11 protein-coding genes are annotated in these 15,496 nt (G+C 40.4%); 1 reads left to right on the top strand and 10 read right to left on the bottom strand.

The genetic code is table 11. From position 1 onward, the window contains the following. Positions 1 to 143: 143 nt before the first annotated feature. From ACRD64_RS24460 to ACRD64_RS24415, 10 genes are all read right to left on the bottom strand, one after another. Positions 144 to 998, bottom strand: a complete 855-nt coding sequence (locus ACRD64_RS24460) for a PHP domain-containing protein (RefSeq protein ID WP_430937124.1) — start codon at positions 996 to 998, stop codon at positions 144 to 146. A gap of 339 nt (positions 999 to 1,337) precedes the next feature. Continuing rightward, a complete protein-coding gene (locus tag ACRD64_RS24455) occupies positions 1,338 to 1,589 on the bottom strand; it encodes a hypothetical protein (RefSeq protein ID WP_430937122.1) in 252 nt (83 codons plus the stop codon). Further along, the gene (locus tag ACRD64_RS24450) at positions 1,556 to 1,774 is read right to left on the bottom strand and encodes a hypothetical protein (protein WP_430937120.1); all 219 of its coding nucleotides are present in this window, start codon (positions 1,772 to 1,774) and stop codon (positions 1,556 to 1,558) included. The genes ACRD64_RS24455 and ACRD64_RS24450 overlap by 34 nt, the downstream gene beginning before the upstream one ends. Before the next feature lie 483 nt (positions 1,775 to 2,257). Then, positions 2,258 to 3,682 carry a sulfatase family protein gene (locus tag ACRD64_RS24445; RefSeq protein WP_430937118.1) on the bottom strand — a complete coding sequence of 475 codons (1,425 nt, stop codon included), beginning with the start codon at positions 3,680 to 3,682 and terminating at the stop codon, positions 2,258 to 2,260. A gap of 17 nt (positions 3,683 to 3,699) precedes the next feature. Then, positions 3,700 to 5,151, bottom strand: coding sequence for a sulfatase family protein (locus ACRD64_RS24440; protein ID WP_430937116.1), 1,452 nt, complete (start codon positions 5,149 to 5,151; stop codon positions 3,700 to 3,702). A gap of 5 nt (positions 5,152 to 5,156) precedes the next feature. After that, a complete protein-coding gene (locus ACRD64_RS24435) occupies positions 5,157 to 6,731 on the bottom strand; it encodes a sulfatase-like hydrolase/transferase (protein WP_430937114.1) in 1,575 nt (524 codons plus the stop codon). Positions 6,732 to 7,271: 540 nt separating this feature from the next. Beyond that, on the bottom strand, positions 7,272 to 7,721 hold the full coding sequence (locus tag ACRD64_RS24430; protein ID WP_430937112.1) for a DUF5018-related domain-containing protein: 450 nt from the start codon (positions 7,719 to 7,721) through the stop codon (positions 7,272 to 7,274). Positions 7,722 to 7,751: 30 nt separating this feature from the next. After that, positions 7,752 to 9,611 (bottom strand): RagB/SusD family nutrient uptake outer membrane protein, encoded by a 1,860-nt coding sequence (locus ACRD64_RS24425; RefSeq protein WP_430937110.1) that lies wholly within the window; start codon positions 9,609 to 9,611, stop codon positions 7,752 to 7,754. Between the two features lie 18 nt (positions 9,612 to 9,629). Beyond that, positions 9,630 to 13,076, bottom strand: a complete 3,447-nt coding sequence (locus ACRD64_RS24420; protein ID WP_430937108.1) for a SusC/RagA family TonB-linked outer membrane protein — start codon at positions 13,074 to 13,076, stop codon at positions 9,630 to 9,632. 92 nt (positions 13,077 to 13,168) lie between these two features. Further along, positions 13,169 to 14,236 (bottom strand): FecR family protein, encoded by a 1,068-nt coding sequence (locus ACRD64_RS24415; RefSeq protein ID WP_430937106.1) that lies wholly within the window; start codon positions 14,234 to 14,236, stop codon positions 13,169 to 13,171. A 292-nt stretch (positions 14,237 to 14,528) separates the two neighbouring features. Between ACRD64_RS24415 and ACRD64_RS24410 the strand changes: the two genes are divergently transcribed. Then, entirely contained in the window at positions 14,529 to 15,122 is a 594-nt protein-coding gene (locus tag ACRD64_RS24410; protein ID WP_430937104.1) for an RNA polymerase sigma-70 factor, read from the top strand. Positions 15,123 to 15,496 lie beyond the last annotated feature (374 nt).

The following is a 15,496-nucleotide window of genomic DNA, read 5'->3' as shown; positions in this document are numbered from 1 at the left end:
TTTGTCTTGTAGCGACCCCATAAATGCCGGTAGCCAGGTCATTTTGGCCGGTAGCGACCCCATAAATGCCGGTAGCAAGGTCATTTTGCCTGGTAGCGACCCCATAAATGGCGGTAGCAAGGTCATTTTGCCTGGTAGCGACCCTATAATTTTATTTCTTTTTCTGCGAGGATCTCGTCCAGTAATTCATCAGGAACGTTAAAATCACCTTCACCAACGCCAAGTTTAATATGTGACCTGTTAGCGCCATGAAAATCGGTCCCCCCTGACTTTATAAAATCAAAATCTTCAATATACTCAGCACAACGGAGCTTTTCTTCCTCAGAAAAAGAGGGATAATAACACTCCATACCATCCAAGCCCAATTCCTTTAGCTTTTTCAGCAACATACGGGTATTTACTTCTGAATAACCTTTAAATCCAATCTTTAAGTGATAATGAGCCAGAAATGCTTTTCCTCCGGCAGCATGAATAGCGCTAAATGCGGCTTCCGGTTGTATGAGTTCCCCGTTTATGTAATCTATCTTATCCAGATAATTTATCCAGGAATTTCTCACACTCTTCGCAAGTCCTTTAGCCACCAGACATTTAGCAATAGCCTGCCTGTCCATGTACCCTCCGGTGACAAATGGCTCTACATCTTCCGGACCAATTGCAACGCCCATAGAACGGAGTTTTTTAAAAACCTGCAAAAGCCTGTCTGATCTATTCTGCCGGTAATTTGTATATATCCGTTTAAACCCTTCACTTTGTGGATCAATTCCCAGTCCGAGTATATGAATCAGGCGATTTTTACCAAATGTCGCACTAAATTCAATCCCGTTAATAAAAGTAACACCCAGTCTGTCTGCTTCATGTTGCGCTTCATCGAGACCGTCAATACTATCATGATCTGTTATGGCAACAGCCAGGAGCCCTGTTTCTTTTGCCTGGTAAATCAACTCCTTGGGAGTAACGGTTCCATCAGAAACTGTTGTATGCGTATGTAAATCTATCATGATATCCCCTTATTGCTTCTTACTTTATTAAAAATAGCCGGCACAAAAATACACTTCTAATGGTTGATTTAAAACTTTTGTTAACTCTCAGCAGGCCAACGTGCATAATTATTGAGGCTGTATGGGTTTTAGTGGGCATAATAAAGCACCACGAAGCGCTCAGAGGGTGTTCTCCCGCCAAGCCATACTTTTTAATAGAGCTGTCTCAAAAGTATTTGGGTTCATAGAATAATTTACGAATGGTAGGTAGGATACTAATCACCCCCATCCCACCACCTTTGTACGTAGTTCTCACAATTTGCAAGTTACGTATTTTATTGACTTTTGATACGGTCTTTTTTATTGACCAATACCGTCGTTTTTGGGGGACCATGGACGACATGTCATTCTCCACATACACATAGGACACCATATCGAGCGAGCCAAAAAAACCAAACCAATGTTCGAGACCATACGTTGTAGGGTCATTTTTACGGCTACATTAAGATTTACCTTTGGTCTTACATCTAAATTATCAATATTTTTGGCTCCTGCATTATCAAGCGCCCAATCCCAGCCTAAATGCCATTTACCAATGTATCCCGTGGCCATTGGCAGCCATATTTACCGGTTTGGGATAGGGATTTTCCTTCCGGATTAAAACATTTTACATCACCGTAACCCAAATCAACGGCTAAAATATAGATGATATTTGGAGATTGGCTTTTACCTGCATCTTTTCCCCTGGCTTCAACTTTATACAGTTGAGCTGCTATTGCTATTAGTGTTAATATCAATAAAAAGTATGAATTTCATATCTTAAACTATGGTGGTTATATAAGCATGTTTGATTTTATTCGTTCTAAGCATTCATTAATACTATCAAGTTCTTGTTTTTGAAAAACAGAGAAATCATAAGTCACAACCGCATGGTCATTTTTATCGCAGTTTCAATTCTAACATCCAGCAAGTCTTCAATTTCTATCTTTCGGGGCTTTTTAGACGTATTTACTGTATTCTATTACATCATTCCCAAATGAAATGAAAATTCTTTCTTTTGTTAACTCTTTTCCAAACAAGCTTTGAATAATATGTAAAACTCCACCAATAGCAAGAATATACCAAATGGATTTAATTTGAAACCTGATTTGTACCATCCGAATAACCCGATAAGTATTAGAATTATTCCGTAAATGTACATTGCTCTTATTCGGGAAGGGCTTAATCTTGGACTTACACTATATTTTATCAGCGTTTTTATATTCATTCTTATTTAGCTGCTAATTACTTCCTGTAATCCACTTTTTCGCATCATACCTGTGGGGTTCATCGTCAAAGAACCGTGCTCCCTCACCTATTTTATTGTAATCCCCAATGTCGTTCCGGGCATTTTCTACCAGCTGTAGCAGCGCTTTAACTTCCCCGGGATGTGTTTTTGCCACATCAGTGGTTTCACCAATATCGTTTTCAAGGTCATACAACTGATGCTCCGGGATTTCCAGTACATCATGCAACTTCCATTTTGATGCATGAGCCAGAAAGCCACACCACTCAGGTGCCTGCGGACGTTTTAGAACCAATTTCCATTTCCCCTTTCGAACGGCCTGTAGGTGAGTAAGGAAATAGTAGTAATAAATACGTTCCTCGTCGAAACGTTCTTTTTCCCCAGTAATTAAAGAGCTAATATCTTCTCCGTCAATAATCCGGTCGTTGGGAATTTCTACACCTGCCATTACGCAAAAAGTGGGCAGAATATCCATGCTGGTGGTAATTTCATTGCAAGTTTTACCCTTAGGAATCAAGCCCGGAGCCCACATTACACAGGGCACTCTAACGCCGCCTTCCCAGGTGGTTACCTTGCCTCCACGCAAGGGAGCTGCACTACCTGCATTCTCTCCTCGAACCAGCCAGGGACCATTGTCGCTCGTAAAAATAACAACCGTATTCTTGTCTAAACCATATTCTTTTACAGCTTTAAGAATCTCCCCGGTACTCCAATCCAGTTCACCTATTACATCGCCATACAATCCACGTTCCGATTTTCCCTTGAATGCTTCGGATGCCCCTAGTTTGGTATGCGGCATGGTATGGGCAAGGTAGAGAAAGAAAGGATTCTCTTTGTTTTGTTCAATAAAATTTATTGCTTCGGCATGGTATTTTTGTACCAGAAGATCCATCCCAGCCTTTTTTTCAACGACTTCGCGATTACGCCAGAGATCGATGTGTCCACCATCATTTCCGCTTCCTGTTCCAAACCAATAATCAAAGCCGAAGTTGTCGGGATAGATATCATCCCTGGCAAACCCGGCTTTATGTCCATTCATATCCCACTTCCCAATACAGGCCGTTGAATATCCGGCTTGTTTTAACAATGAAGACAGCATAATTTCTTTGGGGTGAACCATGGGGTGATTACGCTTAATATTCCCAACTTCGGCTACACGCATCGGATAACAGCCGGTGTTGAGAGCTGTACGGGAAGGGCCACAAATGGGCTGCACATAGAAATTAGTAAAGCGCATACCTTCTTTTGCCATTTTGTCGATTTGCGGAGTTTTTATATTGGGTGAACCATAACAGCCCAGATCTTGATAGCCCTGATCATCAGTGAAAATGATGATGAAATTTGGTTTTCGCTCATTTTTCTGCTGAGTACAAGAGAAAAACAAAAGAATACAACTGAATATAACAATTGGTTTAAACATCTTGTCTATAGTTAGTTTCACTCTTTATTTAATTGTAATGCAAGTGCTTTAGAATTATCAACATGTCCTGCCGGACGCGCATTTTTTGTCACTTCGGCATCAAACTCCTGCATGGCTTTTTTCAATTGCGCAACAATATCGGGATACTGGTCTTTCAGATTGATTTGCTCGCCCATATCCATCTTTAGATTGTAAAGCGCTTCTTCCCCTTTAATAATACGGAGTTTCCAGTCTTTCCAGCGTACCGCTTCCAAAGTTCCCCAATGCGAATAAAAGAAATATTCGTGCGGACTATCTGCTCCATCCAGTAACACAGGCAGAATATCTTTGCCATCAATAATGCGGTCGTTGGGAATTTCAGCGCCAATTAATTTTGCAAAGGTTGGCAACAAATCCATTGTGGTGAGTAGCTTATCAATTTGGCTGCCGCCTTTAATTTTTCCGGGCCAGCGAATTACTGTTGGCATACGCATACCACCTTCCAGAGTCTGGGTTTTACGTCCCGACAATGGCTTTGCAGAGCCCCTTTTTCCTGCTGGTCCGTTATCGCTGGTAAATAATACGATTGTATTCTCATCAATGCCTTGCTCTTTTAGGGCCGCAAGAATTTCTCCCACCGACCAGTCGATTTCATAAATTGCAGTTGAATATAATTCCGGCGATGCTTGTACACCATTCGCTAATACCTGGGCATATTCTTCTTTAATTTCGGGCGAGGCTGCCAAGGGGCCATGCGGAATGGGGTGAGGAACATAAAGAAAGAAGTTTTCATTTTTATGGTCTTTTATGAATTTCACAGCTCGTTCCGTAATCCTTCGGGTTAAATAATCATCGTCCGGGTCAAGTTCAATTACTTCTTCCATTTCCAAAAGCGGAAGCGGCGGAAAGTTAAAATATTTTTGTCGCGCATGACGGGGTGATATGTCGTGGCTGTATGGCAAACCAAAGTACTCTTCAAAACCCTGGCGGGTTGGTAAAAACTCCGGCTGATCACCCAGATGCCATTTACCAAACATCCCGGTACGGTAACCCACCGATTGCGCAATTTCGGCAATGGTAATTTCATCGGGATTCAGGCCATTACCATCGGCTGCCAGGCAAACCGGGAATCGCTTTCCGGGAGGGACATTAGGTAGCTCCACCGCCAAACCCGAGGGTGGTTCCATACTTACCCGTCGTGGGTAACAGCCGGTCATGAGTGCTGCACGCGAAGGCGTACAAACCGGAGCAGCCACATAAAAACTGGTGAGCATGGCACCTTCCTCCGCCATTTTATCGATGTTAGGGGTATAAACGTGCGCTCCTCCAAAACAGCTCAAATCACCATAGCCTTGATCGTCGGTAAAGATGATCACAAGGTTAGGAGACTTTTCTCCCGGCTCTTTTTTTTCAGTTTTTGGCGTGCAGTTTGTTCCTGCAAAAAGCAGCAAAACCAAAACGCTCTTAAATATCTGATTGGTTTTCATCATAAAATTTATTTAACCGAATATTTTTCTCTTAATTCAGTTAATCTCGCATCCATCTTGGCAACAATTTCAGGATGGTCATTCACTATATTTTGGGTTTGATTGGGATCAGTTTCCAGATTATACAATTGTGCAGAAGGCGCCTCTTCTTTCAACTTTCCATTTTCCATATCGCTATTCTTACCACCTACGAACTCTACTCCTGCAGGTCCTCCCCAGGCATGATGTTCAGGCTTGGAACCATTAAATCCACCACTGCCTTGCGCTGGGATGTACATCCATTTCCCTTGTCGAAGGGATAAATTTGTAGCTTTTCTTGGAGCCAAAAGGAGTTCTTCACGTACAGTTCCCTCTTCTCCCAGAAATGCAGGTAAAACATTCACACTATTTTTGTCGGCCAGCGACAGGCTTTCTTCCTGACCGGTAAGAGCCGCAAAGGTAGCCAGCATATCCAGCGATGAAATTAGCTGATCGGAAACCGTATTTTCAGGAACTTTGCCAGGCCATTTTACAATAAAAGGAACCCGGTGTCCGCCTTCCCATACACCAAACTTAAAGCCAAGTAAATCTCCGTTTATTTTGTGTCCTTTTTCAACAGCAATTCGGCCACCCAGGTTGAGCATCCCACCATTGTCACTGGTAAAAACAATCATGGTATTTTCGGTCAATCCATTTTCTTCGAGCGATTTTACCAACTCTCCTACCATCCAGTCCAATTCGTGAATATAGTCGCCATAAAGGCCGGCCTGACTAGTCCCTTTAAAACGAGGTGCAGGCGTAAAAGGATGATGGATATTGGTTGTTGCAAAATAAAGGAAGAATGGATTCTCTTTGTTTTGGGTAATCCAATCTGTTGCTTTTTCAGTTAAGTAAGTCCCTGTTTTTTCATCGTCGTAGATTTTATGCGCCTCTAATGCCCCTGCAAATAAATTGTCACTCTTTTTGGAAGCTTCTTTGGGGAAAGTAGGTGTTGGCGAAGGTTTTAAATCGCCTTTATAATTTCTGCCTAAATAAACCAATGGATCGTTCGCATCGTATCCAACTACGGTTTTATTTTCAACATAAACAAACGGGCTGCCACTGTTTACAAAGGGAACACCCCAATAGTAGTCGAATCCCACTTCGTTGGGGCCAGCTCCGAGTGGTACTTGCCAGTCGTTCTCTTCTGTGCCAAATCCTAAATGCCATTTTCCCAAACAAGCGGTTTGGTAGCCTTTATTCTGAAATACCTTACCTACTGTAAGTGTGGTCGTATCAATAAGAAGTTTATTTAAGGTAGCTAAAGGTCCCCAGCTGTCAATTCTTATAGGGTATTCACCTGTTAGCAGCGCATAGCGCGAAGGCGTACAAACCGCTGAAGCGGTGTGCGCATCAGTAAATCGGCGACCTTCCTCTGCAAGCTTATCAATATTGGGTGTCTGTACTTTTGTGGCACCCTGGCAACTCAAATCACCATAGCCAAGGTCATCAGCATAAATGAGGATAACATTGGGGAGGATTTGTTTTTCTTCTTGTGTTTGTTTCTGCGCACAGGAACAGATTAAACCTGTAAGAAGCAAAAAGCATAAATTAATTTTCATCATGTTTTTCATTTTATTAAAATGATTTGTTTCTAAGGTATAAGATGGAACTCGCCTGATTTTAATAAATCGCCAATGTGTGAAGACTCTCTCATGCTCGCTTTATTCATTTAAAGTTTAGTTACATTCAAAACTACAAATAGCAGAAACTAATGTAAAAGGTGAATGTTGCAAACCTGTGGGCAGATGTTGCAATTTAAACCATATCAGCCTTTTTATGTCCTAAATACCAATTAAACTTTGATTTACATTAAATTGTGTTGGTAGTAATTCCAGACCCTTTCGATAGTATAAATAGAGCAATGGAATCAGGCATCAAACAAATACAAGGGTAATTGAATTTAAATCCAGACGGTTTACACGTCGATAGAAAATTTATAATGAATAATATATACGACTCCAGTCGGAGTCCAACGGTCTTACATTACATTGTTTCCAAATTCAGAAACACAAGGTATCGACGTTATTCGTATAGCAACTATTTCTATATAGTATAATAAAGGCAGCCCATATGAGCTGCCTTAATTTGTAAATCACTTTAAATTATTGGACAACATTAATCGTCCAGTCATGCGTAGTACCATCGGCCGAATGCACCCGGTAAGTAAAAGAGCCGGCAGATAAGTCATTAATAATCCCGGCTACAGGAGCCCCATTTAAAGGTTCCACTTTCGTTCCGTAATGGTAGATTAAAAAACCTATACCGGTAAAGGTTTCCCCTGCATTTAAAGTTACCGTAGCAGTAAAGGCATCTTCATCGATTACCGCCGTGCCCGATGATACTGTAACCTTTCGTGTACCTGTTACAGTTGTCTCGTCCACATAATATTCTTCCAGTTTAACCCCGTCTTTTGTTTCGAGTTTGAACAATTGAACGTTGTTAATAAAAGCATTGTCGCCCCATTGTGCCATATCCATTTCAATGCGCGGATCGCAAGAAAAAAGCGATGCCATGAACAAGAATATGAATCCAAATTTTATAATATTTTTCATTGCATTAAATTTTAAGTTTATCATACACTATTAAAACCATCCCGGGTTTTGCTCCAAAGTTACGCCACCTTTTTCCTCGTAAAAATCGATTTCCTTTTTAGGGATAGCTTCTAGATAATCTCTGTTTGGGTCGATATAATAGCCCCTGCCTGTTTCTGTAAAATCGGCATTTTTAAACAATGTATTCATATATTCACCTCTTACATCAACATTTTGCCCAAGGTGTAATTTAAGCGATGCCAATTGGCTTTGTGCATATCCGGCAGCAAGCACACGCTCGTCGTCGTTCCAAAAATCTTCGAACTCCTGGTAATACGCGCCTACAGGCTTATAACCATTTACCACATCTTCGTAAATGGCCCAGCGTTTTAGGTCCGTTCTTCTGTAATTTTCCAGTATTAATTCCACCCGGCGTTCGCGGCGTATTTCATTTAAAATATTTGAAGCAGCAGGATCATAACCCTGGGCCACAGAATAGGTAACACTCCATGCATTGGCTTCGGCCATGTTCAGGTGTGTCATTCCAACGCGATCACGAATCACATTCACCGATTTATCAATATCTGTCTGGGTGATGCTTCCCAGCATCGCTTTCGCCTCGGCATAATTTAATAAAGCTTCGGCATAACGGATCATGATTTCATCCTGGTTATCGCCCCATTTGTCGACATAGTGATCACGCATGCCTTTAAATACTTTGTAACCACCACGTCCGGTAAAGGAGTTAGTTATATCCTGATATGGCCCTTTCGTCTGGTTTTCAGGAGCAACAGGAATAAACTGACCAGCGTAATCTGCAAAATTACCCCTGGCAGGTGAGTAAAGGGTTTGGTCCATTCGAGGATCGCGGGCAGCAATCAGGTTGGCCAGCTGGGTATAATCATAATCTACATCGGAAACACTTTCGGGTTTACCATCGGCCATTAGGTAATTATCAACAGCACTTTTAGTTAATCCACCACCATATGATGAACCACCGGCACCATGATTTCCGAATACATCCAAACCATAATCCATGTGTTTGTACAAGAATACACCTTTGGTGCCACTGTAATCCTGCTGGTTGAACAAATCGTAGTATTCCCATCCGGCCCTGCCTTTGTATATTTTGGTACCTTGATAGGCAATTAGCATTTCTCCGGCTTCTACTGCAGCATTTAAAAAGTTGGTACCATCGGCACCATCTACTTTAAACGTAGTGTTTTTTTGGCCATGGTAATATTCCCAACTACCCTCGAAAAGGCCTACACGGGTTTTAAAGGCCAGTGCACTTTGTTTGTTGATGCGTGGCGCTGTGGCAAAGCCTTCGTTTTTCCAATCCAGGTAATCTATGGCTTTGTCCAGATCTTCTATAATTTTAGTTGCAACAAAATCGCGGCTGTCGCGTGTTTTAAACAATTCTTCGCTTTCGGTTCCCAATACCTGATCGATATAAGGAACACCACCAAAATCATGCAGCAATATAAAGTAATGCCATGCCCTGATAAAATAAGCCTCGCCAATATATTGCTTGGCTTCATCATCCAGTTCTACGAGTTTGTCCTGGCTATTCAAAACATAATTTACCTGTCGGATATAGGAATAACGATTGTTCCAGGTACCATTGGTTTCGCTGGCTGCCCCACTATTCGAGTGCTGCATTTCGTTGGAACCAGGGTCTTCAGCTAAAAAGTTATCGGTACCATTTTCTGCACTACTCACAATATTTTGGTTGGATAAAACATTGTTGTACAAACCATTTACATAGGTTTTAAAATCAGCGGCCTTTGTAAAAAAGGTGGCATCGCTCATGGCATCTTCCGGATACTTATCCAGAATACTGTCGTCACAGGCCGACATGGAAAAAATCAACCCGGTAATTATTATTGTGTATAATAGTATTCTTTTCATTTTTTTAAATTTTTAATGTTAGATACCCACTTTTACACCAAATGAGAATATGCGCGATGGCGGATAAGTTCCAAAATCTTCTTCAAATTGGATGGGATCGAAATGATTCGCCCATGATTTGAAATACACCATACCCAGGTTCTCGCCACTGATATTTACAGCCAGGCTGCGTAACCTTAGTTTCGAGACTATTGAAGCAGGTAACTGGTAACTTAAGTTCACATTTTTAATTCTCAGATGCGCCATATTGTGCGCATAATGGTCATTGGCGTTTCTTTCCCAAATCTGATTATAGTTAAAATCGTACGACCTTGGGAAAAAGGCATCCTGGTTATTTAAATTCCAGGTTCCTCCCAATTCTGCCTGTTGTTTGGTGTAAAAATTCTTTGAAACCATCACATACTTTCTTCGGGTATACAGCGTTTGTTTCCCCACCCCATCAAAGAGGGCAGAAAGAGTAAGACCTTTCCAGCTGGCGTTTAACGCAATGTGGTATTTGTAGCGTGGATAATTATAACCTAACAGTTTACGGTCGCCTTGCGAATACCAATAACTTCCTTGTCCGTTGTTTACCAAGCCATCGCCGTTGGTGTCGGCAAAGTTAAAATCACCCGGGTAAAACCATCCGTTTCTCCATAAAACAGTATTTTGAAAATCTTCAGGTGTTTCGCCAATTCCGCCCCAGGTATATCCGTATAATTCGCCAAATACTTGCCCTGGTGTCCATCCTGAGCGGGCTCCTGTCTCATTTTCTTCGTATTCAACTACGTAACCAATATAATCCGAAACGCCGGCACGAACACTGTACCTGATCGGATCTCCTGCCACATTAAAGGCTCTATCGCTCCAGGTTGCCGACATTTCCCATCCACGGGTTTCTGAAACGGCATTATTTTTCTTGGGTCCTGTGGTTCCCAAAACTTCTGAATATTGTTGGGCAGGTCCCTGTTGATCGAATACTGTTCTTTGGAACCAGTCGTATTCAACTTTTAAGCGGTTTTTTAAGGCGGCAGCCTCTACACCGAAACCAATGGTACGCGGTTTTGTCCAGGTAAGGTCGTCAGAAATAATACCCGGCATGCTTACATAAGGAAGTCGTCCTCCGTCTAAAATAACAGGCGTTTGGGCATTGGTACCCATAGTAGGTAAATAGGCGTAATTGCTACCAGTATTGTTACCCAGCTTACCCCACGAACCTTTAATTTTAAACATGCTTACATAGTCTTTTAAAGGCCAGAAATTCTCGCGGGCTACATTGTAACCTGCCGATACCGATGGGAAAAATGCCCAGCGTGTATCTGGTGAATATTTGGAAGACGCATCGTAACGCATGTTGATATCCAGCAAGTAGGTTTCTTTGTAATTGTAGCTTACCCTTCCGAAGTAACCCTGGGTTGCCCACGAATAAATGACATCATCAACCACAGGGCTATCGCTGTAGGTTGTGCTTAAAGAAGGAACCGAATTGGTGTAGAATAAGCTGTTGTAACCATAAAGGCTGTTAAATTTATTTTCTTCTTCGTTGTAACCTGCCAAGAGCGTTAAGTCGTGTTTATTTACCTGCAGCTTGTAGGTGGCAACAAAGTTTAGAGAATGGTAATATTTATTTTTAGACCTTTCTTCTATATCATTAATTGATGGGCTGCGTCGGCTTGGCTTTGGTGTGCCATCAGCATCCCAACTATTAAAAACAAATGAAGTATTGTTATCAAACTGATGGTTTGTATTCCAGGTGTAATCACCCTTTATACTTAACCCTTTTACCGGTTTAAAATCAAAATTACCCGTTAACCATACATCATCGTTGGTATTGTTAAAAGATCCCGAAGCCCCACTAAGGTTGGGTACAATGGAAAACTCGTTGGGCGAGCCATTGTCGTCGTATGATGGTAAGGAAGGGAAAAAACCTACCGCATCAAAAAAGTTTCCATCATTTTGACCATTTCTCCAAATCCTGGGGCGTTCCGATTGTTGGCGTCCGTATTTTGAACTTACCCCCACACTTAACCAATCGGTAATGTCGGAATTTACTTTTATCAAAGCCGAATAGCGTTTCATCCAGTCAACCGGGCTTTCATAAACCCCCTGGTTATCGATATATCCCAAACTGGCATAATAGGTCGTTTTTTCGCTCCCTCCGTTTATGCTTACATTGTATTTTTTGTTAAACACATTGTCGCGAAAAGCGGTGTCGAATTGATCGTTATTGGCATTGTACTCGTATACACTGCCATATTTTCCACTGGGTAAGATAATGTTGGTGGTTGTAATTTCACCATCGATGTATTGTGTCATACGCTCAATGGCTTCATCACTCCAAAGTGGCGATCTCAAATGGTTATACCTTTGGTTATTTCTAAAAATAGCATTCACATCACTATTAACGGTTTCAGGAAGTCCAATAGGCGAACTTACAATCATATCGGCTGAGAAATTAATCTGCATTTTTTGGCTCTTTTTCCCCGATTTTGTGGTGATTAACACCACGCCGTTAGGCGCACGCGACCCATAAATAGCTGAAGCTGCGGCATCTTTTAATACCGAAATACTTTCCACATCGTTGGCATTTACCAAGTCGATATCCTGTGGAACGCCATCAACCAGTATTAATGGAGAACCTGAAGCATTAAATCCGGTAAACCCACGGATATTTAAACTGGACTCCGCATTGGGTGCACCCGATTTGGTTGTAATGTTTAATCCGGGAACCGAGGCAGAAAGCATTTCCGTCACCGATTTTACTGGCCGGTTTTCCAGGTCTTTGGAATCCACCATTTGTACGGCCGAAGTCAGGTTTACTTTCTTTTGGGTACCGTAACCGATCACCACTACTTCATCGAGTCCTAACGCTTCATCAAGCAAAGTAATATTGATGACAGACCGTGAAGCAACTTGCACTTCCTGAGACTGCATCCCAATAAAAGAAAATAATAATACGGCATCGGCAGGGATATCCGTTAGTGCATATTTCCCATTGATATCCGTTATTGTTCCTACGCTTGTACCTTTTAATAGTACAGTTACTCCGGGCAAAGGTTGTCCTGAGTTGTCGGTAACGATACCTTTAATGGCCAACTTTTCTGCCTGTTGTATTACGGTCACATCAAATAGTACGATTTGTTTGTCTAACACCTTAAAGCCTACATTAGTGTCCTCAAACAAGTCTTTAAGCACATTATCAAGTGGTTCTTTTTCGTAGTCCACATTTACGTTTCTATCCAGATCGACATATTCCGAACTGAATGCAATTTTAAATTCAGTTTTTTCCTGAATAATTTCCAACACTTCTCCAATGGTAGTTTTTTCCATTTTAACGGATAGGGTCGCTTTCTGACCATATCCCCCAATGGCAGAAAGCTGAGCCAAGCATACTGTTAATAAAAACACACTGATTTTCATAATCCGTAGAATTTTTCGTCCTACAAAAGAAGACGTACCTTCTCTTGCGATACCAACTTTTTTCATAAATTTGTATTTAGGTTAACTAGTGTGGCATCATAATGCTGATGCCGATTATTACATCTATTTAGGAAAGTGTGCCAGCACTTTCCTTTTTTTTACTTCATCCTGGATTCAAAATAAATTGTATCATTTCTATGATTTATATTTACTGCGGTTATATGCCTTAAAATATTAATCACATCATCAAACTCCTCATCTTCAATCGATATTGTTATTTTGTAATCTTTTAGTTCGTCTGTCACTTTAAACTTATAATTAAATCTTCTTTCCAGTTTTAAAGCTGCTTCGGAAAGGGGACAATCATAAATATTCAATATCCCTTTTCGCCAGGAGGTATATTTATCAACTTTTACGGTTTTACGGACAACCTTAGCTTTATCCCTTTCGTAAACTACCTGATGACCCGGCTTTAACAACAACTTCTTGGCCGATTTATTCACAAAAGACATTTCAACAGATCCTTCTTCTAGTATAACTGATGTTACATTGGAAGATGGGTAGGCCTCCACCTCAAACTTAGTCCCCAGCACTTGAACATCTACATCCTGGCTTCTTACATTTAATGGCATCCCGGCATTGTTTGAAATGTCAAAATAGGCCTGCCCCTCCAATTTTAGATCTCTGTTTGATTGAGCAAACTTATTATTGTAGGTAAGTACCGAACCGGAATTTAACCAGACTTCTGAATTATCGGGCAAAACGATCCTGGATACCTGTCCGTTATCGGCAACCACCCTGGTGTATAACGGACCTGCCAACATATCCTTTACCACAAAGCTACCCCCTCCTACAATTATTAACAACATAACTACCGCAGCATACTTGTATAAAGATCGTAACTTCTTTAACCTCATTAAATGGTTAAATTCATCCTTCATTATATGCGACTGAAACCGAATCAACCCTTTTTCGGTTTCCTTGCCCATCATTGACTTAGGAAGTTCCTTTTTCCAGGAAACCTTCTCATTTTTAAAAGTGATCTGGTTATCCTCGTTTTTCATCCAATCCAACAATTGTTTTTGTTCTGAATTCGAAGCCCTTCCTTCAAAATATTTTTGGATAATTTCTTTCATACTATAAATTCCTTCATTAGTAGTAGTCCATATTTTCAAAAACCCTACCTTATTTTTATACTTTTTTTTACTTTTTTTTACACTTATCATTTTAATTCAAGTTATAAACGACAATACTCGAATCGTATACCAGTTGTATATTAAAATGATGTATAATGCATTATTGACAACAACAGTTAATGCCAATACATAAGCACAGATTGATTTTTACCAATTGTTTTGATACGGAATCGGCATTATGTATTCATGCAATCTAAAGCACACTTTACCCATAGAATCATGTTATAAATTTTAATTCCATTTATTAATTTTTGTTAATTATTTAAACTACTTTTACATTGTAACGATTTTCCATTGATCCCTATATTAAATAATAAACTGCATGAACAACATAGAAATAAATAACAGTTTAAGTCAAGGTAATCCGGATGCTTTTTCTGTTATTTATAAAGAGCTTCATCCCAGAATGCGCAGTTACTGTCGATTATTTATTAAAGAAGCAGATCAAATCGAAGATATTGTTCAGGATTGTTTTGTGCACCTTTGGGACAAACGGGGCAATATTGATGTACAGAAATCCATTGAGAGCTATTTGTTTGTTATCCTGAGAAACAAGTGTTTAAAAGTATTGAAAGACCAACAGCTGCTAAAAAATGAAATTCCCATTGAAGAGTTGCCAATCCAGGAACTTCAGTTTTTATATCAACTAGATTTTCTTGAAAAAAAAGAAAAACCATTAGAGGAAAGACTTATTGTTTCCCTTAAAAAAGCCATTGACGAATTACCCCCTAAAAGGAAAAAGGTATTTATAAAAAGTAAGATTGAGGGGATGAAGCAAATTGATATTGCCGAAGAAATGGGCGTATCAGTTAAAGTCATCGAAAAACATATAAGTCAGGCAAAAAAACAGTTAAGGAAGAAACTTTTGAAAGAATATGCCATGCTTACAGCCGTTATTGCAATGATTTTACAGTAAAACAACCAAAGCCATACACAAACCGCTCTTTACAAAATGAGCGACCTCCTTCTTTAACTACGTAACGAATTGTAATTCCGAACAAAGTGAGCCTGCCTGTCGGGCAGATAGGGAATCTTAATTCAGATAATCCAAAAATTGTCATTAAACCCGGATGATGTATTCGAAATACGTCATGCGCATTTAAAACACCATAAAACAAGGCATTACCGAAACGAGGCCTCACTTGTCCCGATTACTTTAAGGAGCATCGTTCTGGTGAGTTGAAGTGAAGCAACGAAGTGTCTTGTTTTAAAGTAGGCTTTCCCTGTAAATCACTTTCGTGTATGGTTATACATTAAAAAATGAAATAATATTCAAAAGCTGTATCATTC

The sequence above is a fragment of the Saccharicrinis sp. 156 genome (assembly GCF_050589685.1).
Lineage (GTDB): Bacteria > Bacteroidota > Bacteroidia > Bacteroidales > Marinilabiliaceae > Saccharicrinis.
The sequence above is the reverse complement of the archived record's forward strand: the minus strand, read 5'-3'. Positions and strand labels throughout refer to the sequence as shown.